This window comes from Bacillus cereus (assembly GCF_015071065.1).
Classification (GTDB): Bacteria; Bacillota; Bacilli; order Bacillales; family Bacillaceae_G; genus Bacillus_A; species Bacillus_A cereus_BA.
The window spans coordinates 434,494-458,759 of the sequence record NZ_VOVA01000003.1 but is presented as its reverse complement, the minus strand read 5'-3'; the positions used below and the strand labels follow the sequence as shown (position 1 = coordinate 458,759).

Below are 24,266 nucleotides of genomic sequence, written 5' to 3'. Positions count from 1 at the left end.
GTTTTAAAGAGAAAAAACGCTTATACTTCATTTTTGAAGCATAAGCGTTTTTGTTTAAAATACTTAAAAACAAAAATCTTTTGGTAAAGTACCATTTTTTATCACAGTTCTTAATCCATGTTTCATAATCCAAGGATTAACAGGATGGTTTTTATCGAGTAATTGTTGCAACCATTGAAAAACGAGTTCGTTATCTTCTTTTGTAATATCATTGATATGATTGGCTACTGATTTTTGAACATACTTAGAAGGGTCATTCATTAATGGCTCAAGAAGCTTTAAATTATTTCTGAAGTCCCCTTTAAGAGCTCCTATTTTTTTTGCCCAAGGAAGTCTTGGTCTAGTACCTTCTGAAGCTAATCTCCTAATGTGGCTGTTTTCGTCACGTAACCACTGTTGCAATATGTTCAATGTTTCTTCATGGTATTTTTCAAGATAAGGACGAATGGCATATTCAGCAGTATTTCTTTTTGTTATTTCATACATTGCGTTGAATGAGGATTCAAAATCATTAAGCCCATATTTTTCAACGTATTTTGCGATAGGCATATACATATATCCGTTTGTAAATGTGCCGACTTCTGTTGTGTTTTCTGGTCCTAATGTTTTCAGTAATATATGTATTGCTTCATTAAAATCTTTTTGTAATGCATTGTGTAATTCATCTGCTATTACTTCTACACGTTGCTTTAACTCTAAATTTTCAACTTTATATGTTACGGAATCTATAATTTTTTTTTTAGAGAAATTAGGATCATGTTTAGAAATAGAATCAGCCATTTTTCCTGCTAATTCTTCGTTGAATAAAAATTTTAATGGAACGTATTTGCCCATTTCTTCACCTCATTGGTCAGATAAAAACAATTGTTATTTTTTTATCGACAATCCATATACCAACGTCTCACTAGGAGTCGTAATACTAAAACCAGTCGTCTTATAATCAAGTTTTAACGTACCACCAGTGTAGTCTTTCGTGAATGAGTCCATTTGTACGATAAGATGTTCATCTTCATATACAACATCATCCGCATTATATGTATCCCAAATTAAATCCACATCAACGAAAATACTACAAGAGTTTGTCATTGTTCCTCTAATGCGAATGATCTTTTTGTCTTCACGTTCTAGTCTATGTATAGCTGCTTTTGCTTCATCAGTAATACGAATGTTCATGTGATCCCAACCTTTATGTATATTTCTTCTATTATTGCAAAAACAGGAGAAATAGGGAAGGGAGAAGCATTGTAATAAAAAACGAGCAAACAAATTTGTTTGCTCGTTTTACTTTATTTTAGTTCACATTTATCAAGTGGAATTACTTTCGTTTTCTTAGTAAATTTATATCCTAACCATAGTACTAAGAAGAGTGGTAAACCGATGTAAGAAACGAGTACACCGTTCCAGTCGATAGATGCTCCCGTAAATGCTCCGTAGTTTTGTCCTAAAATGACAATGACACAAAGTGTAAATGCAAAGATTGGACCGAACGGGAACCATTTTGCTCTATACGGTAAATCTTTTAAATCTTTTCCTTGGGCAATATATGCTTTACGGAAACGGTAATGACTAATAGCGATTCCTACCCAAGCGATAAATCCTGACATCCCAGAAGCATTTAATAACCAAATGTATACAACACCGTCACCGTATAAAGAAGCGATGAAAGCGACACTACCAACTACTGATGTTGCGATTAATGCGTTAACAGGTACACCGCGGTTATCTAATTTGCCTAAGAACTTTGGTGCTTTTCCTTGGCGAGCTAAATCCCAAAGCATACGAGTTGATGCGTACATGCCAGAGTTACCAGCAGATAAAACAGCAGTTAAAATAACAGCATTCATAACGGAAGCAGCGAAGGCAACGCCCGCTTTTTCAAATACAAGTGTAAATGGACTTACTGTAACATCACTTGCTGCAAGGCTTTCAGTCGTATAAGGAATTAATAAACCGATAACGAGAATTGCTAAAATATAGAATAATATAATGCGCCAAAAGATAGAACGAATTGCTTTTGGAATATTGCGTTCTGGATCAGCTGTTTCACCAGCAGCCACTCCTAGTAATTCAGTTCCTTGGAATGAGAAACCAGCAGCCATAAATACACCGATAATTGCCATGATTCCACCGTTAAATGGTGCATCTGCAACAGTGAAGTTTTTAAAGCCAACAGATTCGCCGCCCATAATTCCAAAAATCATCATAAAACCGACAATTAAAAAGATAATAATAGTAACTACTTTAATAAGTGCGAACCAATATTCAGATTCACCAAAACCTTTAACAGATAAATAGTTTAAGAGAAAAATAATAGCTAAACATAATCCGCTCCAAATAAGAGAAGGTGTATCTGGGAACCAAAATTTCATAATTAATGTTACGGCCGCTAGTTCAGCAGCAATCGTAATCGCCCAGTTATACCAATAGTTCCATCCAAGTGCAAAACCAAGTGATGGATCAACAAATTTTGTTGCATAAGTGCTAAAAGATCCGGTAACAGGCATGTAAGCTGCGAGTTCTGCTAAGCTTGTCATTAAGAAATAAACCATAATTCCAATTGCAGCGTATGCGACTAATGCACCGCCAGGACCAGCGGAATGGATAACACCACCGCTAGCAAGAAATAGTCCGGTACCGATTGTACCACCGAGAGAAATCATCGTAAGGTGACGAGATTTTAATCCACGTTTTAATTCACCTTGTCCTTGTGTAGTTTGCGTTTTAGAGGTAGTTTGATTCGTTGCGCTATTCATGTTCAACACTCCTTTTCTTGTAAGATAGGAAGGAGCGGGGGAGAAAAATACAAAAAACCGCCAAAAGAATTAGGCGGAACGTTTCACAAATAACCACCCCATCATACCCTTCCGTTAAGATAGCACCCCACGTTTACTCGGTATTTTGTAAACGTGACAGTTCTGTTCCTTTCGGAGACAGCCCCAGCCCATATTTCCAGAGAAGAAATATAAACTTCGGCAACTTTTCCTTTCAAACGGAGTCAGGTGACATTCTCTGTGTCTCATCCGCTTTACTAATAAAAGCTGCAACCTCTACCTCATCGGATTGATGAGGATTTATATATTGCTGTGATTTTTAATATATGGCAATTGTAATGAGTTTCTGAAAATATTGCAAGGGATTTTGTTGGGAAAAGTCAAAAAATATCGGTTATTGTATAGGAAACGCTTGCAAAACTCCACCCGAACCTACTGTTATGTAACAATAAGCAAAGAAAAAATTGTTATACAAAAGTTTCGCAAAAAATATTGAAAAACCCTTTAAAATTAAAAGAAAATTCAGAAAATATAATTCGACATAACCATTTAAAGGGGATTAGTTCTTTATTTTGTTTCGAAGAATAAACAAATGCGCGACATAAAGAGTGAATATTCTTTATATTTGTAGTAAAATTGAAGTATCGTTTAATTGAAAAGGGGACATCGTTATGAAATTAGAAACGGAAAGATTACATATAGTACCATGTACAGAAGAATGGCTTCATACTGCAAGTAATCAAGGATTCACAAGCGGTCCACATATTTTAAATCATGTAGAAAATATAAAAGAAGATGGGACTTTATTACCCTGGGGAGCTTGGTTTGTTATTCGGAAAGAAGATGACATCGTTCTAGGTGATATAGGATTTAAAGGGAAACCAAACGAGGAACATACAGTAGAAATTGGTTATGGATTTATTGAGAAATATTGGAATGAAGGTTATGCAACAGAAGCGGTTAGTGAATTAATGAAGTGGGCTTTTCAAACGGGAGAAGTGGAAACGATTATAGCAGAGACGCTCCTTGATAACTATAGCTCAATTCGTGTATTAGAGAAATTACATATGAAAAGAGTAAATAGTACTGAAACGATGATAAATTGGAAGAGTGAAAAATAAAAAAATACTGCCCGAGGGAAATCGGGCGGTATTATACAGGATTATGGCAACATTTGTTTTTGATCTGACGGATAGCCAGCCGTTGAATGCTTTGAATGATTACGGACAGCAATGAAAATAGAAATAATAACGATAAGACCAACTGCCACGTAAGAAAGTGAAATAATAGTTGGGTCCACTTTAAATGTCGTAAGTAGTGTACGTATATTCGTAAAGATAATAAGACCACCAACTAATACGCCAAGTAAATGAGTTGGAACGATGCGCACTAACCATGCGGCAATTGGAGCAGCAATAATCCCGCCAAGCATTAAGGCAAATACCCAAACCCAGCTTACTTGTTCCCAGCCAAGTGAGATGAAGAAACCGATTGTTGCAGCAAGTGAAACAGGAAATTCACTCGTATCTACAGAGCCGATAACTTTTCTAGCATCATTTCCTCTTGCCAGAAGTACAGGTGTTGTAATCGGCCCCCAACCACCACCGCCAGTTGAATCAACGAATCCAGCGAATAAGCCGAGCGGCACAAGTTGTTTAGCAGACATACGCTTATTTGAAGAAACAATTTGTTTTTGAATAATGAATCGTAATAAAATATAAACCCCTAAAGTAAATAAGAATATGGAAATGTACGGTTTAATTACATCGCCAGGTAAATTACTTAAAAAACATGCCCCAACAAATGCGCCAATTGCTCCTGGTAATGTAAGTCTAGAAACTGTATATTTATCAACGTTTCCAAATTTGATGTGAGATGCGCCGGAAGCCGCGGTTGTAACGACTTCAGCCAAGTGAACAGATGCGGAAGCTACAGCTGGTGCGATGCCAAACATTAATAATAGTGAGGTAGACGTTACACCATACGCCATTCCAAGTGCTCCATCAATCAATTGAGCGAAAAATCCAATAATAGCAAAGACAATTAATTTCTGCATAAATAATCCCCCTGTAATAATAAAGTGAAACTTTAATCAGTGGGGGTTTTCTTCATCTCCCACTGATTATTAGTTGAACCAATCGGGCATTTACGGGCAGTTGATCCCCCACCTAACTTCTTTGCTTTCGCTGAATTTGTAGGTGGGGGTCTTACTGCCCGGCAAATAGCGGGATAAATAAAAAGGCACTTTTCCCGTATGAGAAAAGTGCCTTTGGTTTTTCCAATCAGCAATAATTAGATTTGTTTTATTATAATACACATTAATCGTATAAATCAACTAGGTTTTAAAGTTTTTTGAATTGAATGAAAGAAAAATAAAATATACAATAAAAGGATGGAGAGAAAGGGGAGAAAGACATGTTAGCATTTGATCATCTCGTTCACGCAGTACATTGTACACCGGAGGAAGCGGCAAAACAAATGCAGGCACAAGGTTTTCATACTGCGTTAGGCGGAGAGCATACAAACTGGGGTACTTGGAATAGTTTATGTTATTTTGATTTATCATATATAGAATTTTTAGCAGTTCAGCATGAAGAAAAAGCGAAAGAAGCAGAAAATCCATTAGTGCAGGAAACGGTCGTGAAATTACAAAATGGAGAAGGAATGCTACAAATTGCAATTCGAACAGATGCAATTGAAGAATTAGCAGAAAAGTTTAGTAAGCACGGTTTACATACGATAGGACCATTTGAAGGGAAACGTATGAGAAAAGATGGAAGCCTTTTAGAATGGAAAATGTTATTTGTAAAACAAGAAGAAAGCGGACCGAAATTACCTTTCTTTATACAGTGGAATGAAACAGATGAAGAAAGAAGAAACGATTTACGTAAAATAGGTACGATTACGGAACATAAAAATAAAGTACAACAAATTGAAACGATTCATTATGCAGTGAAAAACGTTCGAGAAACAGTTAGGAAATGGAAAGAAGTAATGGGATTAACAGTAAGTTCAGTCACAAAAAATGAACAATGGAATGCTGAATGTCAAAGTGTATTGTTTGGAAATATTAGCGTACAATTTTGTGAACCGATTGGAGAAGGGATAGTATTAGAAAGGTTGAAGAAGCATGGTGAATATCCGTTTGCAGTAGAATTTAAAGGAGAAAATAAACGAGAGCATGAAGTGTTAAGTAGTTTGTACATATATTAATAGAGGTGAACGTTTTGGAAGCAATGTTAAGAGAGATAGAGAGAAAACTAGGGTGGCCTCGTATTGCAAAGTGTACAGCTATTACAAAAGGGTTTTCGCATGAAGAGAAATATAAAATAGAATTAGAGAACAGAGTAGTGTATTTTGTAAAAGTATGTGATGCTGCTAATTTTGAACGAAAACAAGAAGAATATACGTATATGGAACAATTAGAGTCATTACATATCCCGACGCCAAAGTTAATTCATTTCATAAAACTTGAGGAATTAAATAAATGTGTTCAAGTATTTGAATGGATTGACGGAGTAAATGGTGAAGAGGGCTTGCGGAAGTTATCGGTGGAAGAACAGTATAATGTGGGAAGAAAAGCAGGAGAAATATTAAAGAAGATTCATTCGGTAGAAAGAGAAAGTGCGAGTGATAAATGGGAAACATTTCGATGGAAAAAATACGAAAGATACTTAGAAGCGTTAGTAGACTATGAAATAGACTTCCTTGATTTGAAGCCAGTATTAAAGTTTGTAGAGAATCATAAAGACTTATTGAAAAATCGTCCTATCACATTTTTACATGATGATTACCACCCAGCAAATAGTATGATTCACAATAAGGAGTTTATCGTTATCGATTTTGGTGGATATGATTTTGGCGATCCAATACATGATTTTTATAACGTAGCGATTTTTACTACAAGAATAAGCAAACCATTTGCGGCAGGACAAGTTCACGGTTATTGCGGAGGTGACCCGTCACTCCATTTTTGGAAATTGTATTCATTATACGCAGCGATGACATTCCCGGCGGATATTGTGTGGACAAACCGAAGCACACCGCATTTAGTAGATGATATGCTAGAGAGATTAAACCGAATTTTAAAAGATCATAATCATTTTTCATCCTATATTCCAAAATGGTATCAATCACATCATGTGGATATAATAAACAATAAATAACGGAGGGGTTCATTTGGATAAAATAGCGGTAATTTCAGATATACATGGTAATATTCCGGCATTAGAATCCGTACTGAAAGATATTAAATTAAGAGGAATAGAGCGCATTATTTGTCTTGGAGATTTAGTAGGAAAAGGACCTCATTCCAGCGAAGTAATTGAAATTGTTCGTAAAGAATGTGAACAAGTTGTTATGGGGAATTGGGATGATTTCATTACAAAGCCGACTGAATTTGAAGCGTTAAAATGGCATCAAAAACAATTGTCAGAAGAACAAAATGAGTATTTGAGAAGTTTACCATTTTCAATCGAATTTTTTATGAGCGGCAAACTCATTCGTATGTTCCACGCTTCACCGAGAAGTTTGTATGAAAGAATTCAACCACACGCTTCAAGAGAAGAGCGTATTAGTATGTTCGAAAATAGTGAGTTGACAGAGAATATAGAAGGGGAAAGAAAACCAGATGTTGTTTGCTACGGTGACGTTCATCAAGCATACGTTCAAAATTTTAGAGGGAAAACGTTATGTAATGCTGGTAGCGTAGGAAATCCTCTTGAAATTACACAAGCGTCCTATTTAATTTTTGAAGGAACTTACAATGAAAAAGAAGCAGCGAGCTTTTCCATTCAACTCGTACGTGTACCGTATGATATTGAATTAGCCATTCGATTAGCAGAAGAGCTCGATATGCCAGAAATTGAGGAATACAAACAGGAGTTAAGGACTGCTTTGTATCGAGGGTTTAAGGGGAAGTAAGGAATATATAAATCGATAACAATATATCAACGATTTTTCAAATATATCTATCGCAACTTAAAATATATCAATGATTTTTTCAATATATCGACCTACCGACAAAGAGTGACAAACTTTATTCATTATAATTATATTATGTAAACAAAATGCGGGAGGGAATGTCATGCGCCGAAAACAACGCATTAAAGAAATTGCTGATCATATTTTAACGTTAAACTTAAAGCATCCAATAAGGGTTGGAGTGAGCGGTATTACAGCTTCAGGAAAGACAACATTTGCAAACGAACTAGCAGAGGGAATGAAAAAGTGTGGAGTACAAGTAACACGCGCTAGCATTGACGACTTTCATAACCCGAGGGTTATTCGATATGCGCAAGGGAAAGAATCAGCAAGAGGATATTATGAAGATGCACATGACTATATAGCTTTTAAAGAAAGGTTATTAATGCCTTTAGGACCTAATGGAGATTTAAGTTATGAAACGATTTCTCATAACTTAATAACGGACATCCCTGTACAAAATGCACCGCTAGTGGCCTCGCCAAATATGGTGTTAATAGTAGATGGAACATTTCTATTAAAAAAAGACATTGAGCATTTATTTGATTATAAAATTTTTGTAGATACAGATTTTGAGATTGCAAGAAAACGTGGTGCAAAGCGAGAAACCAAAGCGTTTGGAAGTTATGAAGAAGCGGAGAGGGTATTTTTAAACAGATATCATGCAGCTTGTAAGATGTACATAGACGAGCATAATCCGAAAGATTGTGCGGATGTTGTATTTCAGAATAGTAATTTTGATGATCCGGTAGTTGTATTTAAAGGAATTTAAAATCGTTTATATAGCAGAATAAAAAGGTAGAAAGGGTTTAGCCATCTAGGGTTTAAACTCTACCAAATATAGATGTAATAAAAATTATTGCAGTTTTGAATGAGTTAAAATAATGAACTGAAATACTTTATCTCTATAAACATGAAATTTGAAAATGAAAAATAGTGTTATAATTTGTGAAAGGAGATGTTTTGGATGGATAAAAAAGATAATCCAAACGATTGGCCTTTATGGGCGAATGAGTCAGTAGAGATAGTTCATGCAAATCCTGATTGGCAAGATAAAGGAAGATGTGAAGAACAGCAACTTTATGAACTGCTTGCTCCTCTCGGTATAAGCAAGGTAATACATATAGGAAGTACATCCATACCTGGTTTACCTGCAAAACCTATAATTGATCTAATGGCTGAAACAGACTCATTTGATAGAGTAGTAGATATTTCAGCTGAATTGGCTATATATGATTGGCATTATGTAAGTCCAGAATTAGATGAAAGACCTTGGAGAAGGTTCTTTGTGAAAGTTAAGAATAATAGGCGTGTAGCTCATCTGCATTTGATGGTTAAAGGAACTGAGAGATGGGAGCAACAACTTTTATTTCGTAACCGTTTACAAGAAAATCCGCAATTAGTTTATGATTATTCAAATCTTAAGCAAGAGTTGGCTAAAAGATTTAACCAAAATAGAGAAGCGTACACAAAAGCTAAAACAGAATTTATTAAACAAGTTCTAAAATGATTAAAATTTTGATCGTAACTACATTTGAATACAAATGAAAAAACTATACTTTATTTTATAACTTAAACTTACATAAAATGCATGTAAACAAAGTGAGAAGCTTTGGTGTTCCAATGTATTAGTACTATGCGAATACTTATTTTATATGTATTTCCTTTTATGTATCGGGATAAATTTTATATAATAGAATCAATTTCATAGAAGGATAGGTACTTGGTGAAAACCATATTAGAAATCGGCTTAATTTTATGAAAAAAATTACAGGGGAAAAGGGCAAGTTAAAAAACGTAAAAAGGGGACAGGAACTATAATGATGGAAGTACAAGAACTAAAAGAAGAATTGCAACAAATTAAAAATAACAATTATGCTGTACCAGAGGATGTGGACGCATATCCGTATGCACAGTGGATGCTAGATTATATCGGATCACCAGACGCTGAATTACGTGATGAATTGATTTATAGTACGCTTCACACATGGATTACAAATGATGTATTTAGACAAAAAGAATTACGAGGATTAATGTTACAAGCAATTAGTCCTGATTATTTATTTTATAAAATTGGTGAAAAGGGAACAGACTCTGTTTTTAAACGTGCGTTCTCCGTTTTAATTCCGCCGCTTATTTTATCTGTTCATGAAAAAGAACCACTGTTATCTGAAGAACAACTGTACAGTGTGGCGGAACAAGTTCTTGAATATGTCTATTTAGAAGAAGATGTAAGGGGTTACGTAGAAGGAAAAGGCTGGGCACATTCTACGGCACATGCTGCTGATGCACTAGATGCTTTAGCGCGTACAATCCGAAATCGCGAGTTTTCATATGCAATACTAGCTGCTGTTCGTCAAAAAGTTCGTATGAATGACTACTTATACATACACTTTGAGGATGAGAGATTAGTAACGCCAATCATGTCGTTGCGTAACCAAAATATTTTAACTGAAGAAGAGTGGAGCAACTGGCTACATAGTATAGCAATTGTTGAAGACATCCGAAATCCTCAGTATGCTATTTTAGTACAAAATATTAGATCTTTCCTAAGAAGTTTATATTTCATGGCTTTAGAGAAAGAGGGAAGTACTGCCTTTACAGACGATATATTGGAGACTTTGAAGGAATCGCGTAGGTATTAAAAAGTCTTCGAATTAGAGTGTATGGTTCATCATAAATGAGCATTTAAGCAAAAAAAAGAGTTGAAAAACTATCCTTTCTGTGGGTTTCCTACAAAAGGATAGTTTTTTAGTTGAATTGAAATTTTAGACTTAACTATGTAATAACGAGTTTATTAAATATGTAATTGCGGATTTTCTTCATATAAAGTATTAACATATTGTTTTAAATTCTTGATGAATAATAGAATCTCTTGACTAGGCATTCTAGCATGTTGAAGGTGAAATATGTTTCCTTTTCCGATTTCTAACTCGTTTGAAGTTAAAGTAATAGGGATATTCCTAAAGACATGCCATGGAAAGTACAAGTGTACAAAAGTCTCTCTAAAATATATACCCGATTGACAAATTAATACTCCATCCGAAACTTTACTCAAATTACCAAGAACAGACGTATCTAAAAAAGCAATGATTTGTTCTTCTTCTGAAACAATATACCGTGCTCCAATTCCCTTTAAATTTTTTTCTGAAATATGAGTGTCTACAAATAATCCATTATCAGGTTCTAGTAATTCATCGTGCGTCTCAAACAAAGAGCAGATTGATTTTATCTTATTAACTTTAATAACTGGATGTATATCATTTTGCTTTGAATTTTGGAATGAATTTGTAAGAGCTATAAGTAATTCTTTAAATAACAGTGGAGGATAATCACTTCCGTTAATATTAAAACTTTTGTGTGCATCAAAAGATAAAAAACCATCTTTATCAATTTCGATTTGTTTCACTTCATTTAATTGATCCCATTTCATATTCCCTTTACCTAATAGCCAATTTTTCCAGTATAGACCCGAACTTGTAAAGTAAACACCATATTTTCCTGATCCAAACAAATTACAACTTAAAAAAGCGATAATTTGATCATCCGTTGGTATAGAAAAACGTTTTTTTGCAATTGATAAGAAATCTTTAGGGATTCTAGTAACATAAAATCTAGACTGCTGATAGTCTAAACAAATATCAATTAAACGATTAATATCTACATTCAACATGATAATTCTCCGTTTCTTAAATATTTTCGATATAATAAATTATAATATCTTCAGGTAAAAATTAACAGTTTTAATTTATTGTATTTAAAACATGCTGATTCCTGTTAGTGTATTCTTGTCAATTGGATGGGGAAAGTACATAAAAAAATATCTTCCAAACATACTAATAGAATGTGTTGGAGGTGAGTTTTATGGATAAAAAAGATTTTCAAAAAGTTTATAATGAATACTTACATCAAGGGGAAACGCAAGCTCAATTAGAAGTAGCCCAGGAAGTCGGTTCAGGAGCAGAACAAATTGTTGCCGTTCGTAAAAATGATGAAGGTGATTTAATCGCTTTTAAAACAAGTGGTGGAAGAGAATTAGATTATATTACTGCTCTTGATGAAGCAAAATCAGGGAAGTTAGCTCATGTGGACGTATTTCATAAGTATGGCAGGGATATTATACGTAGTGAACCTGATGGTATGAAAGAGAATAACTTAGATAATTTACCTTCTTTTTAAACGGGTAAACCTCAAGAAGAGAATGTTAATTTGGATATTCTCTTCTTTTCTTTGCTAAGTTTTCCCTACAGATAGAAGGTTCATTTCTAGAGTGAAATCTCTTTTTTAAAAAGCTCTCTAAATGTCTCTTTATCTTCTGCTGTAAATGGTTTTGGCCCCTTTGTACGCTTGCCGCTTTTTCGAACCATTGCACTTAAATAACGTGTTTGTAATAGTTGGTCAATGTTTTCATTCGTATACTTATAGCCTTTATGGTGTAGAACGATACAGCCTTTTGCTAAAGCGAGCGAAGCAAGACCGTAATCTTGAGTAACGATTAAATCTTCTTTTTTTGCTAACTGCATAATCCGGTAATCCGCAGCATCTGCTCCAGAATCAACATAAATGGTTTCCACCCCTGCTGGCTGCTTCGCATTAGAATAATGAGAAAAGCTAGTAACGAGGGTAACAGGAATTTCTGCATTCGTAGCTTCAAAAATAATCACATCTTTTACAGGACAAGCATCTGCATCAACGTAAATTTTCATTTTTATCACTCCTATAAAGTGAAACTTTATTCAGTGGGGGGTGTTCATCTCCCGCTGATTATTAGTTGAACCAATCGGGCGTTTATGGGCAGTTGATCCCTCACCTAACTTCTTTGCTTTTGCTGAATTTTGAGGTAGGGGTCTTATTGCCCGCAAATAGCGGGATAACTAGGTTCGTGTTGATAATAATGGTAGATTTATCTTTTGTCAAACGTGGAAGCTTTATCTAATGTTATTTTTCACAAACTAAAATAGCCTCACGCAAACGAGAAATACCTTCCTCAATTTGATCTATATTTACCTTCCCATAAGATAAACGAATATACCCATCTTTCGCGCCGAAAATACTACCCGGCATAAAGGCGATTTCTTGTTTTAAGCTTTGCATTATGAGTTGTTTTTCGTTTATCGGTTCGTTTAATTTTCCCCATATGTAAATACCACCAGTAGGGTTTGAAAAAGAGATTTTATCATGAAGTTGCTCGTTTAGAGCGCGGACGATAATGTCTCTTTTTTCTGCTAGCATTTGTCGTAACGGTACGATATGCGACTCGAATGGAACGGTTTCGAAAAATTGCTGCATAAGCCACTGCGGGAATATACTCATTCCTAATTCCATTTGGTGCCGTGCGTCAGATAATCGTTCTACTACAGACTGCGGGGCGACAAGCCAGCCAACTCGTAACCCTGGCGCAATCATTTTTGATAAAGAATGTACATAAATGACAGTTCCATTTTCATCAATTGATTTCAAAGTAGGGCAAGGTTGTTTATTTTCTAAAGTAAGTAAACTAGACGGATCATCTTCAACGATCGCGATTCGTAAGTCTGCACAAAGTGATAACAGTTTTTTTCTACGGTTTGGGTGCAGCATTGTTCCTGTAGGGTTTTGGAAATTTGGATTTAAAAAGATCATTTTAATACGGTGTTTTCTATATAACTCTTGCACATCGTCGGGATTAATACCGTGCTCATCGACAGGTAATGGGAAAATACGAATACCTGCTGATTGGAATAATGGTAACGAATAACAGTGTGAAGGACTTTCGAAAGCGACGGCATCACCTGGATTTAATAAGCATTGCACGATAAGGTGAAGTGCTTGCTGTGCGCCAGATGTAATCATAATGGATTGTTCAGTCGCTTCAACTTTTAAATATTCTTTCATATATTTTACGACCGCTTGTCTTAGCGGGAGATAGCCTTGCGGGTGATCGTAACTTAATGACTGTGTTAACGGTTGTTCTCGTAAAATCGTTTGTAGTTGATCGTGAGGATAGAGGTTACAACCGAGCTCTCCGTTTGCGAAATCTATAATATTTTCATTTTGCTGTACTTCTGCCCGAATATGGCGAAGTAACGGTAAGTTCGGTAAAAAAGTACCGCCTTCTACGAAACCTCTCCAGTTCGGCGTTAATGTTGGAGAAACGCCCCACATATGTGTACTCACACGTGTACCTTTACCAGTTGTACTTTCTACAATTCCCATAGCACGTAGTTCATTATAAGCAGTCGTTACCGTACTTCGGTTTACATTTAACTGCGTAGCTAATTTCCGTTCGGAAGGGAGGAAGCTACCTGGAGGAAGCTCTCCGTATGTAATACGTCTTTCAATAAAGTCAACAACTTGCTGATAAATTGGGATTTTACTGTCGTTATCTAGCTTCCATTCCATACAAACGCCTCCGCATCTCTTATATATATCAAGTATAACAAATTGGCTGGGTAAAAAAACAGCCAATTGGACGGTGTTTTATCCAGCCAATTTTACTATGCTAAATAGGGAAGGGGAGATTCGGATGAAACGATGGCAAATGGAGTGGCTCCTAGTATCAGTTGCATTAGTATGGGGGGCAAATTATACAATTGGAAAGTATGGCGTGGCATTTATGTCATCCATTCAATTTAATAGTTTACGATTTTTAGTAGCATCACCGGTATTATTACTTATTACTTTTATTATGGAACGATCACTTCGTATTGAAAGAAAAGATTGGTTACGATTATTAGCAGTCGGTATCGTTGGTACGACGATGTATCAAACGATGTTTATGCTATCTGTGAAATATACTTCAGCAACGAACGCCTCATTATTAATTGCGATGTCACCTATTTTTACAGGGATATTAGCAGTATTGCACAAACAAGAACGCTTTTCGATGAAAGTACAAATTGGCTCTATATTATCCTTTGTTGGTGCAGCACTCGTTTTAATAACAGGGCATACAGGAGGAGCTTCATATGAGTATGCGTGGCTCGGAAATGTAATCGGATTAGTCGCAGCAATTGCGTGGGGATGGTATCCTATTTTGGCACAACCTCTCATTACAAAATACTCAGCAATGAGAGTTACATCATGGTCTACATTAATTGGAATTGTACCTCTCGTTGTATATTGTTTATTCAATGTAAATACGTTAACGTGGCCAGTAGATATGCCAAGCTGGGGGTCTCTAGCATATTCAATCGTCTTTGCGACAATCTTTGGGCTTGCAATGTGGTATGTCGGTATTAGTAAAATAGGCTCAACGAAAGTAATGGTTTATATGTATCTTGTACCATTGTTCGCAGTTATCTTTGCGGCAGTAATAATCGGAGAGCAAATAAACATGATGCAACTAGTTGGCGGGTTTATAATCTTTATCGGTTTATATGTTGTGAAAAAAGGCGGAATAAAAAAGCCAGCTTTAAATTTGAAGAAAGTAAGTTAAATATAAAAGGATCTCTTTCAAATAGAAGGGGATCCTTTTTGTTTTTGCAATAAAAGAGCTTGTTCAACAGCCCATTTTTGATGATTGTGACTTAGAAGCTCAACAGCAAGTAATGGAGACATCCACTTTAAAATATGATCTTCTTCAGAGATTTCAGTTTGTTTATGTACCATGTTCGCAATGTAAAAGAACCCATCATTTAAATAATATGTGTCTTCTTTTTCCGAATGAAAATATTGTGCAGCATTACCGATATACTGTTCAATTTCAATTGCCCATCCTAATTCCTCGAGCAATTCACGATATAAACATTCTTCTTTGGTTTCGTTATCTTCCATCCCGCCACCAGGTAAAAAGAATCGCTCTCCTTTTTGGATAACAGCTATGTTTGAAGTAGCTGGATTAAAAATAACCGCATAACAACTCGGCCGTAATACATAATGAACAGTAGGCTTTTTAGAACCAAATGTGAGTTTCGAAATCATAAAACACGACCTTTCTCTATAAAATACATAAAAGGAATAATAAGGTAAACACCGAATTGTATTAAGATAATCATAGTTGATTGGAGTGATATCAAAATGATAAATCGTAAATGTTCCAGATGTAAAGAAATAACGGGGACAATACATGGTGGTAAAAAAATCAAGGGAGAATTTTTATGTGAGGACTGTTTGCAAAAAGGAATTGCAAGCGGGGAAATCGAATTATCACAGATGGAGGAAGAAAAAACTTCGTATCTTTCTATAAAAATATTAAAAATAATGAGTGTTATTTATTTAATAGTGTCTATTATAACAGCTTTTTCTGCTGGATCACTTATACAGGATCCAGGGTTTGGTGGGGTATCATTTTCAATATCAGGTGCGATTGGTGTTATGATACTTGGATCGATATTCCAGTCTGTTCTTGTATTTTCAGGTATTTGGGTATTCATTCTTTTAGTGGAAACGGTTATAAAAATATATGAAAAAATGAAGTGAGTGAGAGGGAGAAACACATGCGAGTAAGAAACATGCAAGGGGAAGATTATGAAACGATTCATGCCATTTTAAATGATTGGTGGGGCGGGAGAAATATGGCTGGTATGTTGCCAAAATTGTTTTTCGTTCACTTCCAAGAAACGAGTTTTATTATTGAAGAAGAGGGAGAAACGTTAGGGTTTTTATGTGGATTCTTTTCACAAACACATAAAGATGAAGCGTACGTTCACTTTATCGGTGTAAATCCGAAGTTTAGAAGAAAAGGAATCGCAACGACATTGTATTCTTATTTCTTTGATGTTGCTCGCGCAAACAATCGTAAAGTTGTAAAAGCAATCACGTCACCAGTTAATAAAAAGTCGATACAATTTCATCAAGAAATTGGCTTTGAAATTGAAGCCGGAGATGATGAGGTAGATGGTGTATCCGTACATACAAATTATGATGGGAACGGCGGGAGTAGAGTTTTATTTTTAAAATATGTGTAAAAGTAGGCTAGCGCGAAGTTAGCCTTTTTGTCGTGAGGAGGTATGAAAATGGAGAGTAAACAAAGTAGAAATGAGTATTTACAGCGCATATATAAAGTTCAAGATTATATAGAATCAAACATAAATGATTCACTTTCAATTGAAGAGTTAGCCGATGTAGCAGGGTTTTCAAAGTTTCATTTTCATAGAATTTTTAAAGGAATCGTGGATGAGCCGTTATCTCGGTATGTGAACAGATTGAAATTAGAGAGGGCAACACATTTACTTACATATCGTATGGATATGACGGTTACAGACATTGCTTATCATTATGGTTTTACGGATTCAGCAGTTTTCTCCCGGACATTTAAAAGTCATTACGGTGTAAGTCCGTCTCACTATAGAAATCACAATAGCAAGAATTGCAAAGACGTAAGAAAAGGTTCTCAATACAATGAGTGTAAGAAGGTTCGAGGAGAGGTCGAAATTGTAACAGCGGACAATGTAAACGTCGCATACATAAGACATGTAGGTACATATAAAGAGTTAGCTATAGATTTTCCGAAAATGATAGAAAAACTATTTCATTACGCAGCGGAGCAAAGCTATCATGTATTCGAGGATACGAAGGTATTAACAATTTACCATGATCATCATGAGTTTACAGAAGACTATCATTTAAGAACAAGTCTTTGTATCACAATTCCGGATGCGTCCGCAGTAGGAACGAGTGACATTGGAATAATGGTAATACCTTCAGGAAAGTACGCGGTATGTCATTTTGAAATACGCCAAGTTGAATATAAAAGAGCATGGGATTTCTTATACGGTGAGTGGCTGCCAAATAGCGGATATAAACCGAGAGATTCATATCCTTTTGAAGTGTATAAAAATGACCCAAGGCAGCATCCAGAAAATAAACATATAGTTGATATATATGTACCAATCGAACCTTTTTAATTATAGATTAAGGGGGAAGAACAATGAAAACTGCTGAAAAGTTAGATTGCATTATAAAAGAAGAATACAAAAATATTAATGGTATGTTAGTAATGCAGAAAGATAATGTTATTTTTGAAAAATATTATAATGGATACGGTTCAGAGGATGCTTTTCATGTAGCGTCTGTCACAAAGACGATAATCTCTGCGTTAATTGGGATATGTGTAGATAAAGGCTATATAAAAAGCGTTGATCAAAACGTAATAGAGTTTTTCCCAGAATATAATTCTAATTCATCTGAAATAACAGTGCGGCATCTTCTTACAATGACAGCTCCATATCCTTATGCGGACTGGCAGGAACCGTTAGAAGAACTATGTACACAGCAGGACTGGATACAGTATACACTCAATCGAATTGGACAAGGCGGAGAAATTGGATCTTTTAAATATTCATCCGCAGGAGCGCATTTACTATCAGCTATTATTACGAGCGTAACAGGAAAAAGTGCTCGTGAGTTTGCGAATGAATACCTATTTCAGTCTATCGGTATGAGAGAAATTCCAAACTACAATATGAAAGCATTTGGATTCGATGACTTATTTGGAAAAGATGTGAAAGGGTGGGTTCACGATCCAAACGGTATTTCGACGGGCGGCTGGGGACTTACATTAACAGTTAAAGATATGGCTAAGTTTGGACATCTGTATTTGAATGAAGGTATTTATGATGGAAAACAAATTCTTTCAAAATCGTGGGTAAAAGAATCGACAGAAATGAATCAAAATCAATATGGTTACTTATGGTGGTTACGAGAAGAGGATGGAATCTTTTCATACTGTGCAATGGGCGATGGTGGGAATGTGATTTGCTGTGTACCAGAGATGGAATTATTGGTGGTCATAGCATCCGGAATTATACCAGAAGCGGGGGATAGATGGAAGTTAATTAAAGAATGCATCCTTCCTTATTTAAAAGCTTAAGATGTGTATTTTTATGAAAATGAGAATAAAAGGTTTAGTTATACTTGTTTTGTTCTCCATGATAGAAGTAAGTGTTGTGAGAAAGAAGTCGTTAAATTAAGATTAGAAAACTTCAACACCTATACAATTATTGAATAATTGCAAGGTGTTGAAGTACTTATGAGTTAATTAAGGTACATTCAACTGCAAGCTGAAACACCTTTTTCTGTTATTGTAAATTATTCTTTAACTTTTCGATGTATAAGGTATATCATGCCAAACACAATTGCCAGCAAGATAAATTTAGTTAATTCCATTAGGCTAATATTGCACTTGGTTGCCACTCCATCTGTTAAATAAAATACATTAAACATACCATGTAAAATTGCAGGTGTTATTACAGAACGGCTATACTCTCTCGTATAGGTCAAAATTATAGATAATATAAATAATAACGAGAGATAGCTAAATATTCCTACAAACCATAACTCATAGTTCTTATAAAAGAGTGCTACTGGTAAATGCCATAAAGACCAAAGCGATGCAGTAATGATTGCTGTTTGCGTTAATGAATATTTTTTTCGTAAATGGTAATGAAAATTTCCACGCCATATGATTTCCTCTAATAATGCAGAAAAAGATCCAACTGTAAGACCAACAAGCAAGAGAAATCCTAATTCATTCCAATGATTATATAAGAACTTTATATCATAAATATAAAAATAAAAATGGAGACATTGTCCTAGAAGTAGTGGGAATAATATGGAGAAAAGGAGTGTTTTTATTTTGGGACGTGAAATTCCAAATGTATGAACTATTTTTTGTTTCTTATATAATTTCTGATATAAAATAACAGCTAAAAGCGGAACAACCATCGTAAATCCTAAATAGTTACGACCATTTTCTATGTTCAGTAAGATAATATATACAAGCGATGTGAGACAATAAATACATAATGTAGAATGATAAACTATGTTTCTATTAATATTTTTCACCTACCTAAGTATATATAAGTTGTTAATCGAATATCCGATATTTTAATTATATATGAAATGAAAATAGACGGAATGAAAAATTCCATAAAACAACTTTGTTTTAAATTAACCGTCTACTCCCATATTTAAAAATTGAACAAGTTGATCATTTAAATAACTTGTACTATAAGAAAAGTCATTTTGATACCATTCAATAATGATGCCAATAATCGCATTTGCTTGGTAGGAACAATAAAGTGAATGGTTCACTCCTTCTTTAAGCAAAGCCTCTTTATCTTGAAGTAACAAATGCTTTATTTCCTCAAAAAATAGATAATAATACATTAAAGGAACCTTTTTGGAAAAAACAATTCTGTAGAATGATTTATATTTTTCGATATGATGAAAAATCCGAATTGTAGAAGGATCTAATTTACTAGTTTTCAATACTGATACATAGCGATAAGGTTCTTGATAAGAACGTGTCAAATCTGCTGTAATTTCTTTAAAATACTCCTCAAATAAATCTTCTACTTGTTTATAATGCAAGTAAAATGTACCACGATTTATTTTTGCCTTTCTGCAAATTTCCGAGATGGAGATGACTTCTAAAGTTTTTTCGTTTAATAATTCTAACAATGCGTTATGTAACGCCTCTTTTGTTTTCACAATACGCATATCTGTACGCATTATTTTTTTCACCTCTTATTGAACACATTTCTTACGATGTGTTAATTATTGAACATTTATCGTTTTTTTGCTCATTGTAAGCGTTCTTTTATATTATTATAATTTTTATTGAACAACTGTGCAATAAAAGACAAAGGGGGCCGTTTCAGATGAGATTAAAAGGTAAAGTAGCAATTGTCACTGGTGCTGCGTCAGGCATGGGGAAAGCAATTGCAGAAGGTTATGCAAAAGAAGGAGCAAAAGTCGTTGTATCAGACTTAAACTTAGAAGGGGCTCAACATGTAGTACAAGGAATTAAAGCTACAGGTGCAGAGGCCATAGCTGTTCAAACAAACGTTACCTTAGATGAAGATGTTCAACATCTTTTTGATGAAACAAAACAAGCTTACGGGAAATTAGATATTCTAGTTAATAATGCAGGTATCATGGATGGAATGGAGCCTGTTGGTGAAGTTTCAGACGAACGCTGGGAGAAGGTTTTCTCTGTGAATACAGTATCTGTAATGAAAACAATGCGTATTGCAGTGAATCTATTCTTGGAACAAGGACACGGTACGATCGTCAATAATATTTCTGCAGGTGGATTATACGGTGCACGTGCTGGTGCTGCTTACACAGCATCTAAACATGCAGTCGTTGGCCTAACAAAAAATACTGCCTTTATGTATGCGAACAACAAAATCCGTTGTAACGGTATCGCTCCGGGAGCAGTCATAACAAACATTGCTTCTACAATGACAAATATGAGCGAATTTGGTGCGAGCCGCCAAGCATTAGGTATGGCAATTAATCCACGTGCTGGACAACCAGAAGAAGTTGCACAACTGGCTATCTTCTTAGGCTCAGACGAAGCTAGTTTCGTAAACGGACAAGTGATTTCTGTAGACGGCGGTTGGACTTCATATTAATTTTAATTCACACCTATTAGCTATCAAGCTTAAAAAAATAAGTTCGATGCCTTTGCATCGGGCTTATTTATTCGTTGTTGAGATTGATTTGTTGATGGGGAAGTTGTGCGGAGTTAAAGAATTAATGAACAGAATGAGAGTTAGCAATTTAGTTAAGATACATATAAAATATAATTACTTTTTAATTTAGAAACCATCTTGATTAATTTTTCAAAATGGTTTCTTTTTTGCCTATAGAATTAAAATTGAAGTAAAAAAATAAATACCCGTAACTTTCCACCTCAAAAAATCGTTAAATAAAAGAATAGATTTTTTATCACGAATGGGGGAGAACCATGAAGATTCTAATTCTAGGTGGTACACGTTTTTTAGGAAGAGCTTTTGTAGACGAGGCTTTAAAAAGAGGGCATGAAGTTACATTATTTAATCGCGGAACAAATAATGAAATTTTTCCTGAAGTGGAGCAGTTAGTTGGAGATAGAAATGGCGATGTATCAAGTTTAGGAAATCGAAAATGGGATGTTGTAGTGGATACATGTGGATTTTCTCCGCATCACATTAGGAAAGTAGGAGAAGTACTTAAAGATAATATTGAACACTATACATTCATCTCAAGCATTTCCGTATATAAAGATTGGATTCCATATCACATAAAAGAAGACTATATAGTACAATCTGAACTTCCGGGTGAAAAGGTAAAGGCTGTAGAGAATGGTGAAATATCTCCTTACGAGTATTACGGTGCGCTTAAAGTATTATGTGAAAAAGAGGCTGAGAAGTATTGGCCAGGTCGTGTTTTACACGTAAGAGCAGGACTACTTTCGGGAATGTTTGATTATACAGATCGGCTTCCATATTGGATTCAGTGCGTAGCAAAGGGCGGAAAAGTGTTAGTGCCAGGAAGGAAAGACCGCCCAGTACAGTTCGTTGATATAAAAGATGTCGCAAGCTTTGGACTAAAAATGGCAGAAAATAATAAAGTAGGTACATTTAATGTAACGGGTCCGAAAGATGAATTGACGATGGAAGAGTTATTAAATACGTGTAAAGAAGTTACGAATAGCGATGCTGAATTCGTTTGGATTGAAGAATCATTTTTGAATGAGAATAAAGTACAGCCATGGACAGAGATGCCTTTATGGCTTCCAGAAACTTTTTCATTGGAAGGGGAAAGCGAGCCGTGGAAAGGTGGTTTTTCTGTTAGTATCGAGAATGCTGTTAAAGAGGGGCTTACTTTTAGAAGTTTAGAAGAGACTATTAAAGACGTGTATGAGTGGATGAAAGGTATGGAAGATGGGGAATTAAAGGCAGGTATTTCAGGTGAGTGGGAGAGAGTATTATTAGAGAAATGGTATAAAGAAGAGCCAAACAAGGGTACTTTTAGAATGATTTGATTTTAAAGGATGGTATAATTTATTGTATATATCATTATTCTAGAAGATATTCTATAAATTTCTAAACTATAGTAATTATTATGAATATAAAAGAGCACACTTATTCATAGCGAAAGTGTGCTCTTTTCCTTACTTATATTGTGATGGTGAAATGTGGTCTAGCCATAGTATGCCATCGTATTGTTCAATCGGCCTCAAAATTTCTTCGGATTTTTTAACGCCCCAGTGCCTTGCGGTAGTAGGTGTAAACATCCAAGATGTTTCAGGGCGATTGCTTTCTCCTTTTAAATTAACAAATAAATTAGGATTTTGAGATGTTCGTAATATATTCTCGATACTTTGTTCAGCATGGTCTGTATCTATAGGGACTATTTTATTAAGGTCACTACTATCCCAACTATTTCCGCTATATGCATATACGCCAATTGTGTACATTTGATCTTTTATCCGTTGAGGTAAATAATCAATCATATTGGGCGCTTTAAAATTGTGTTGTTGGTATTTGATCCAGTCGAGTATCATTTTTGAATTTTGTTTTCGGATATGATAGTTATGTCCCCATACAATGATTTTTTTATTTTTGTATTGAATATCACTTAACCAAGCTAAAGATTGTCCCATCTTTTGATCTCGAATATAAAATGATAGATCTGTAAGTTTAAAGTTTGTTGGATAAATAAAGTTTTTTTCTTTTACAGCAGCATCTTGGAGTGTTTTAATTGTATCAATGCGTATACTGATAGTCTTTTCTAATAGATTTACATCATATGTATTTGATGGAGCTATCTTATGTAATTCAGCTTTATGTTGCTGAATAAACGTTTTAATTTTTTCATATTTCGCTATTACTTGCTGAACGTCCGCTTTATATTGTTCGTAGGGGTACTTATTATCTATAGATTCAATTTTCTCCTCTATATTGAGTAATTCTTTATGAGCTATTTCTACATCATTAGCAATTTCAGGATTAATTTTTTCTAACCATTCTTTTGCAAACTCAGGGAAATAAGAATACCATCTGAATTGAGCATCAAACCCTGTTAATATAAGTGGTGTTCCTTTTTCTTTTTGATCTTTTATATATTGAAATAGCTCTAAAATTTCTTCAGTATGCCAAACACCGTATAAAGATTTTTTCATGGCCTGCAAAGCAGTTAATTGGTCGAGATTTTGATTTACAGCATTTGCCTCCGCAAATCCTGTTTCAAATGCAATAACATCATATCCCATTTCTTCATGTAAATACTTAATCATACGTACTTTTGATTGGTTTATTTCCTTAGCCCCATGTGTACTTTCACCAAGTAGAACAATTCGTTTATCCTTTACTTTTTCTTTTAAAAAGGATAAATCTTCATTTGTCTGTGCATTTGGTTCGTTTAATTTTTGTGCATTTTCCTTTATCCACTCTTCCCATTTTGGCTGATCTTTCGGTTTCTCTTCAGCAGAAATCACAGATGTAAATGCTGTAAAAGCAAGAAGAGAAGTAATCATTCCTATTTTCCATTTAGTAAACACATATTTCCCCCCATGAAACAATTTTGTTTTTTTAATAGCGGTAGATACATCCCAAATATCTACTATTCTTCCATATATTTATATTAGTTGATAATAACAAAAGAAACAACATGAAAATTAAGAATATTCAAACCGCTATTAGATGAGGAAGATTATTATTTTTATTAATTACTACGAGGTAGTTAACAACAAATAATGAATCAATAGTTAGAATAGTGGTTTTTATCTAAAAACATTGAAAGACTTGAGTGGATTTA

Annotated in this window: 26 protein-coding genes and 1 riboswitch; of the genes, 15 read left to right on the top strand and 11 right to left on the bottom strand. The window is 34.8% G+C overall.

All coding sequences use genetic code 11. From position 1 onward, the window contains the following. Positions 1–63 precede the first annotated feature (63 nt). From FT637_RS13060 to FT637_RS13050, 3 genes are all read right to left on the bottom strand, one after another. Positions 64–834 (bottom strand): DNA alkylation repair protein, encoded by a 771-nt coding sequence (locus FT637_RS13060; protein WP_193646660.1) that lies wholly within the window; start codon positions 832–834, stop codon positions 64–66. A gap of 33 nt (positions 835–867) precedes the next feature. Then, complete coding sequence (locus tag FT637_RS13055; RefSeq protein ID WP_193646659.1) at positions 868–1,173, bottom strand: iron-sulfur cluster biosynthesis family protein; 306 nt, start codon at positions 1,171–1,173, stop codon at positions 868–870. A gap of 113 nt (positions 1,174–1,286) precedes the next feature. After that, positions 1,287–2,753: an amino acid permease gene (locus tag FT637_RS13050; RefSeq protein ID WP_193646658.1), complete on the bottom strand. Its 1,467-nt coding sequence runs from the start codon at positions 2,751–2,753 to the stop codon at positions 1,287–1,289. 112 nt (positions 2,754–2,865) lie between these two features. Beyond that, positions 2,866–3,058: riboswitch (Lysine riboswitch) on the bottom strand. 384 nt (positions 3,059–3,442) lie between these two features. Between FT637_RS13050 and FT637_RS13045 the strand changes: the two genes are divergently transcribed. Then, on the top strand, positions 3,443–3,892 hold the full coding sequence (locus FT637_RS13045; protein ID WP_193646657.1) for a GNAT family N-acetyltransferase: 450 nt from the start codon (positions 3,443–3,445) through the stop codon (positions 3,890–3,892). 41 nt (positions 3,893–3,933) lie between these two features. Here FT637_RS13045 and FT637_RS13040 read toward each other — a convergent pair whose 3' ends face one another. Next, positions 3,934–4,827, bottom strand: coding sequence for a sulfite exporter TauE/SafE family protein (locus tag FT637_RS13040; protein WP_193646656.1), 894 nt, complete (start codon positions 4,825–4,827; stop codon positions 3,934–3,936). A gap of 359 nt (positions 4,828–5,186) precedes the next feature. On the opposite strand from FT637_RS13040, the gene FT637_RS13035 reads away from it, so the two are divergent. The 6 genes from FT637_RS13035 to FT637_RS13010 all read left to right on the top strand — a co-directional run bounded on the left by FT637_RS13035 (position 5,187) and on the right by FT637_RS13010 (position 10,399). Continuing rightward, positions 5,187–5,984 carry a VOC family protein gene (locus FT637_RS13035; protein WP_193646655.1) on the top strand — a complete coding sequence of 266 codons (798 nt, stop codon included), beginning with the start codon at positions 5,187–5,189 and terminating at the stop codon, positions 5,982–5,984. A 14-nt stretch (positions 5,985–5,998) separates the two neighbouring features. After that, entirely contained in the window at positions 5,999–6,937 is a 939-nt protein-coding gene (locus FT637_RS13030) for an aminoglycoside phosphotransferase family protein (RefSeq protein WP_193646654.1), read from the top strand. A 13-nt stretch (positions 6,938–6,950) separates the two neighbouring features. Further along, on the top strand, positions 6,951–7,694 hold the full coding sequence (locus FT637_RS13025; RefSeq protein ID WP_193646653.1) for a metallophosphoesterase family protein: 744 nt from the start codon (positions 6,951–6,953) through the stop codon (positions 7,692–7,694). Between the two features lie 163 nt (positions 7,695–7,857). Then, on the top strand, positions 7,858–8,526 hold the full coding sequence (locus tag FT637_RS13020) for a hypothetical protein (RefSeq protein ID WP_193646652.1): 669 nt from the start codon (positions 7,858–7,860) through the stop codon (positions 8,524–8,526). A 195-nt stretch (positions 8,527–8,721) separates the two neighbouring features. After that, positions 8,722–9,264 carry a GrpB family protein gene (locus tag FT637_RS13015; protein WP_193646651.1) on the top strand — a complete coding sequence of 181 codons (543 nt, stop codon included), beginning with the start codon at positions 8,722–8,724 and terminating at the stop codon, positions 9,262–9,264. Positions 9,265–9,574: 310 nt separating this feature from the next. Beyond that, entirely contained in the window at positions 9,575–10,399 is an 825-nt protein-coding gene (locus tag FT637_RS13010) for a DUF2785 domain-containing protein (protein ID WP_193646650.1), read from the top strand. A 152-nt stretch (positions 10,400–10,551) separates the two neighbouring features. On the opposite strand, the gene FT637_RS13005 is transcribed toward FT637_RS13010, so the two are convergent. Then, complete coding sequence (locus tag FT637_RS13005; protein ID WP_193646649.1) at positions 10,552–11,427, bottom strand: hypothetical protein; 876 nt, start codon at positions 11,425–11,427, stop codon at positions 10,552–10,554. Between the two features lie 191 nt (positions 11,428–11,618). Here FT637_RS13005 and FT637_RS13000 point away from each other — a divergent pair, with 191 nt between their 5' ends. Beyond that, a complete protein-coding gene (locus FT637_RS13000; RefSeq protein ID WP_193646648.1) occupies positions 11,619–11,933 on the top strand; it encodes a DUF3892 domain-containing protein in 315 nt (104 codons plus the stop codon). 86 nt (positions 11,934–12,019) lie between these two features. Here the strand turns inward: FT637_RS13000 and FT637_RS12995 are convergent, their stop codons facing one another. Further along, complete coding sequence (locus tag FT637_RS12995) at positions 12,020–12,460, bottom strand: YaiI/YqxD family protein (RefSeq protein ID WP_193646647.1); 441 nt, start codon at positions 12,458–12,460, stop codon at positions 12,020–12,022. A gap of 232 nt (positions 12,461–12,692) precedes the next feature. Then, positions 12,693–14,135: a PLP-dependent aminotransferase family protein gene (locus FT637_RS12990; protein ID WP_193646646.1), complete on the bottom strand. Its 1,443-nt coding sequence runs from the start codon at positions 14,133–14,135 to the stop codon at positions 12,693–12,695. A gap of 124 nt (positions 14,136–14,259) precedes the next feature. Between FT637_RS12990 and FT637_RS12985 the strand changes: the two genes are divergently transcribed. After that, positions 14,260–15,171, top strand: coding sequence for a DMT family transporter (locus tag FT637_RS12985; protein WP_193646645.1), 912 nt, complete (start codon positions 14,260–14,262; stop codon positions 15,169–15,171). A gap of 17 nt (positions 15,172–15,188) precedes the next feature. Here the strand turns inward: FT637_RS12985 and FT637_RS12980 are convergent, their stop codons facing one another. Next, positions 15,189–15,656: an NUDIX hydrolase gene (locus FT637_RS12980; protein ID WP_193646644.1), complete on the bottom strand. Its 468-nt coding sequence runs from the start codon at positions 15,654–15,656 to the stop codon at positions 15,189–15,191. Between the two features lie 96 nt (positions 15,657–15,752). Here FT637_RS12980 and FT637_RS12975 point away from each other — a divergent pair, with 96 nt between their 5' ends. The 4 genes from FT637_RS12975 to FT637_RS12960 are packed head-to-tail and all read left to right on the top strand — an operon-like array spanning position 15,753 to position 18,546. After that, the gene (locus tag FT637_RS12975; RefSeq protein WP_193646643.1) at positions 15,753–16,154 is read left to right on the top strand and encodes a DUF3980 domain-containing protein; all 402 of its coding nucleotides are present in this window, start codon (positions 15,753–15,755) and stop codon (positions 16,152–16,154) included. Between the two features lie 17 nt (positions 16,155–16,171). Further along, entirely contained in the window at positions 16,172–16,642 is a 471-nt protein-coding gene (locus FT637_RS12970) for a GNAT family N-acetyltransferase (RefSeq protein ID WP_193646642.1), read from the top strand. Between the two features lie 48 nt (positions 16,643–16,690). Next, positions 16,691–17,581, top strand: coding sequence for an AraC family transcriptional regulator (locus FT637_RS12965; protein ID WP_193646641.1), 891 nt, complete (start codon positions 16,691–16,693; stop codon positions 17,579–17,581). A 23-nt stretch (positions 17,582–17,604) separates the two neighbouring features. Further along, a complete protein-coding gene (locus FT637_RS12960; protein ID WP_193646640.1) occupies positions 17,605–18,546 on the top strand; it encodes a serine hydrolase domain-containing protein in 942 nt (313 codons plus the stop codon). Positions 18,547–18,764: 218 nt separating this feature from the next. Here the strand turns inward: FT637_RS12960 and FT637_RS12955 are convergent, their stop codons facing one another. Then, positions 18,765–19,520: a CPBP family intramembrane glutamic endopeptidase gene (locus FT637_RS12955; RefSeq protein ID WP_193646639.1), complete on the bottom strand. Its 756-nt coding sequence runs from the start codon at positions 19,518–19,520 to the stop codon at positions 18,765–18,767. Between the two features lie 105 nt (positions 19,521–19,625). Then, positions 19,626–20,189, bottom strand: a complete 564-nt coding sequence (locus tag FT637_RS12950; RefSeq protein WP_227493780.1) for a TetR/AcrR family transcriptional regulator — start codon at positions 20,187–20,189, stop codon at positions 19,626–19,628. A 149-nt stretch (positions 20,190–20,338) separates the two neighbouring features. Between FT637_RS12950 and FT637_RS12945 the strand changes: the two genes are divergently transcribed. Together FT637_RS12945 and FT637_RS12940 are read left to right on the top strand one after the other, a co-directional pair. Beyond that, positions 20,339–21,097 (top strand): SDR family oxidoreductase, encoded by a 759-nt coding sequence (locus FT637_RS12945; protein ID WP_193646638.1) that lies wholly within the window; start codon positions 20,339–20,341, stop codon positions 21,095–21,097. A gap of 335 nt (positions 21,098–21,432) precedes the next feature. Next, positions 21,433–22,491 (top strand): SDR family oxidoreductase, encoded by a 1,059-nt coding sequence (locus tag FT637_RS12940; protein WP_193646637.1) that lies wholly within the window; start codon positions 21,433–21,435, stop codon positions 22,489–22,491. Positions 22,492–22,620: 129 nt separating this feature from the next. On the opposite strand, the gene FT637_RS12935 is transcribed toward FT637_RS12940, so the two are convergent. Then, on the bottom strand, positions 22,621–24,009 hold the full coding sequence (locus FT637_RS12935; protein ID WP_193646636.1) for an erythromycin esterase family protein: 1,389 nt from the start codon (positions 24,007–24,009) through the stop codon (positions 22,621–22,623). Between the last annotated feature and the right edge of the window lie 257 nt (positions 24,010–24,266).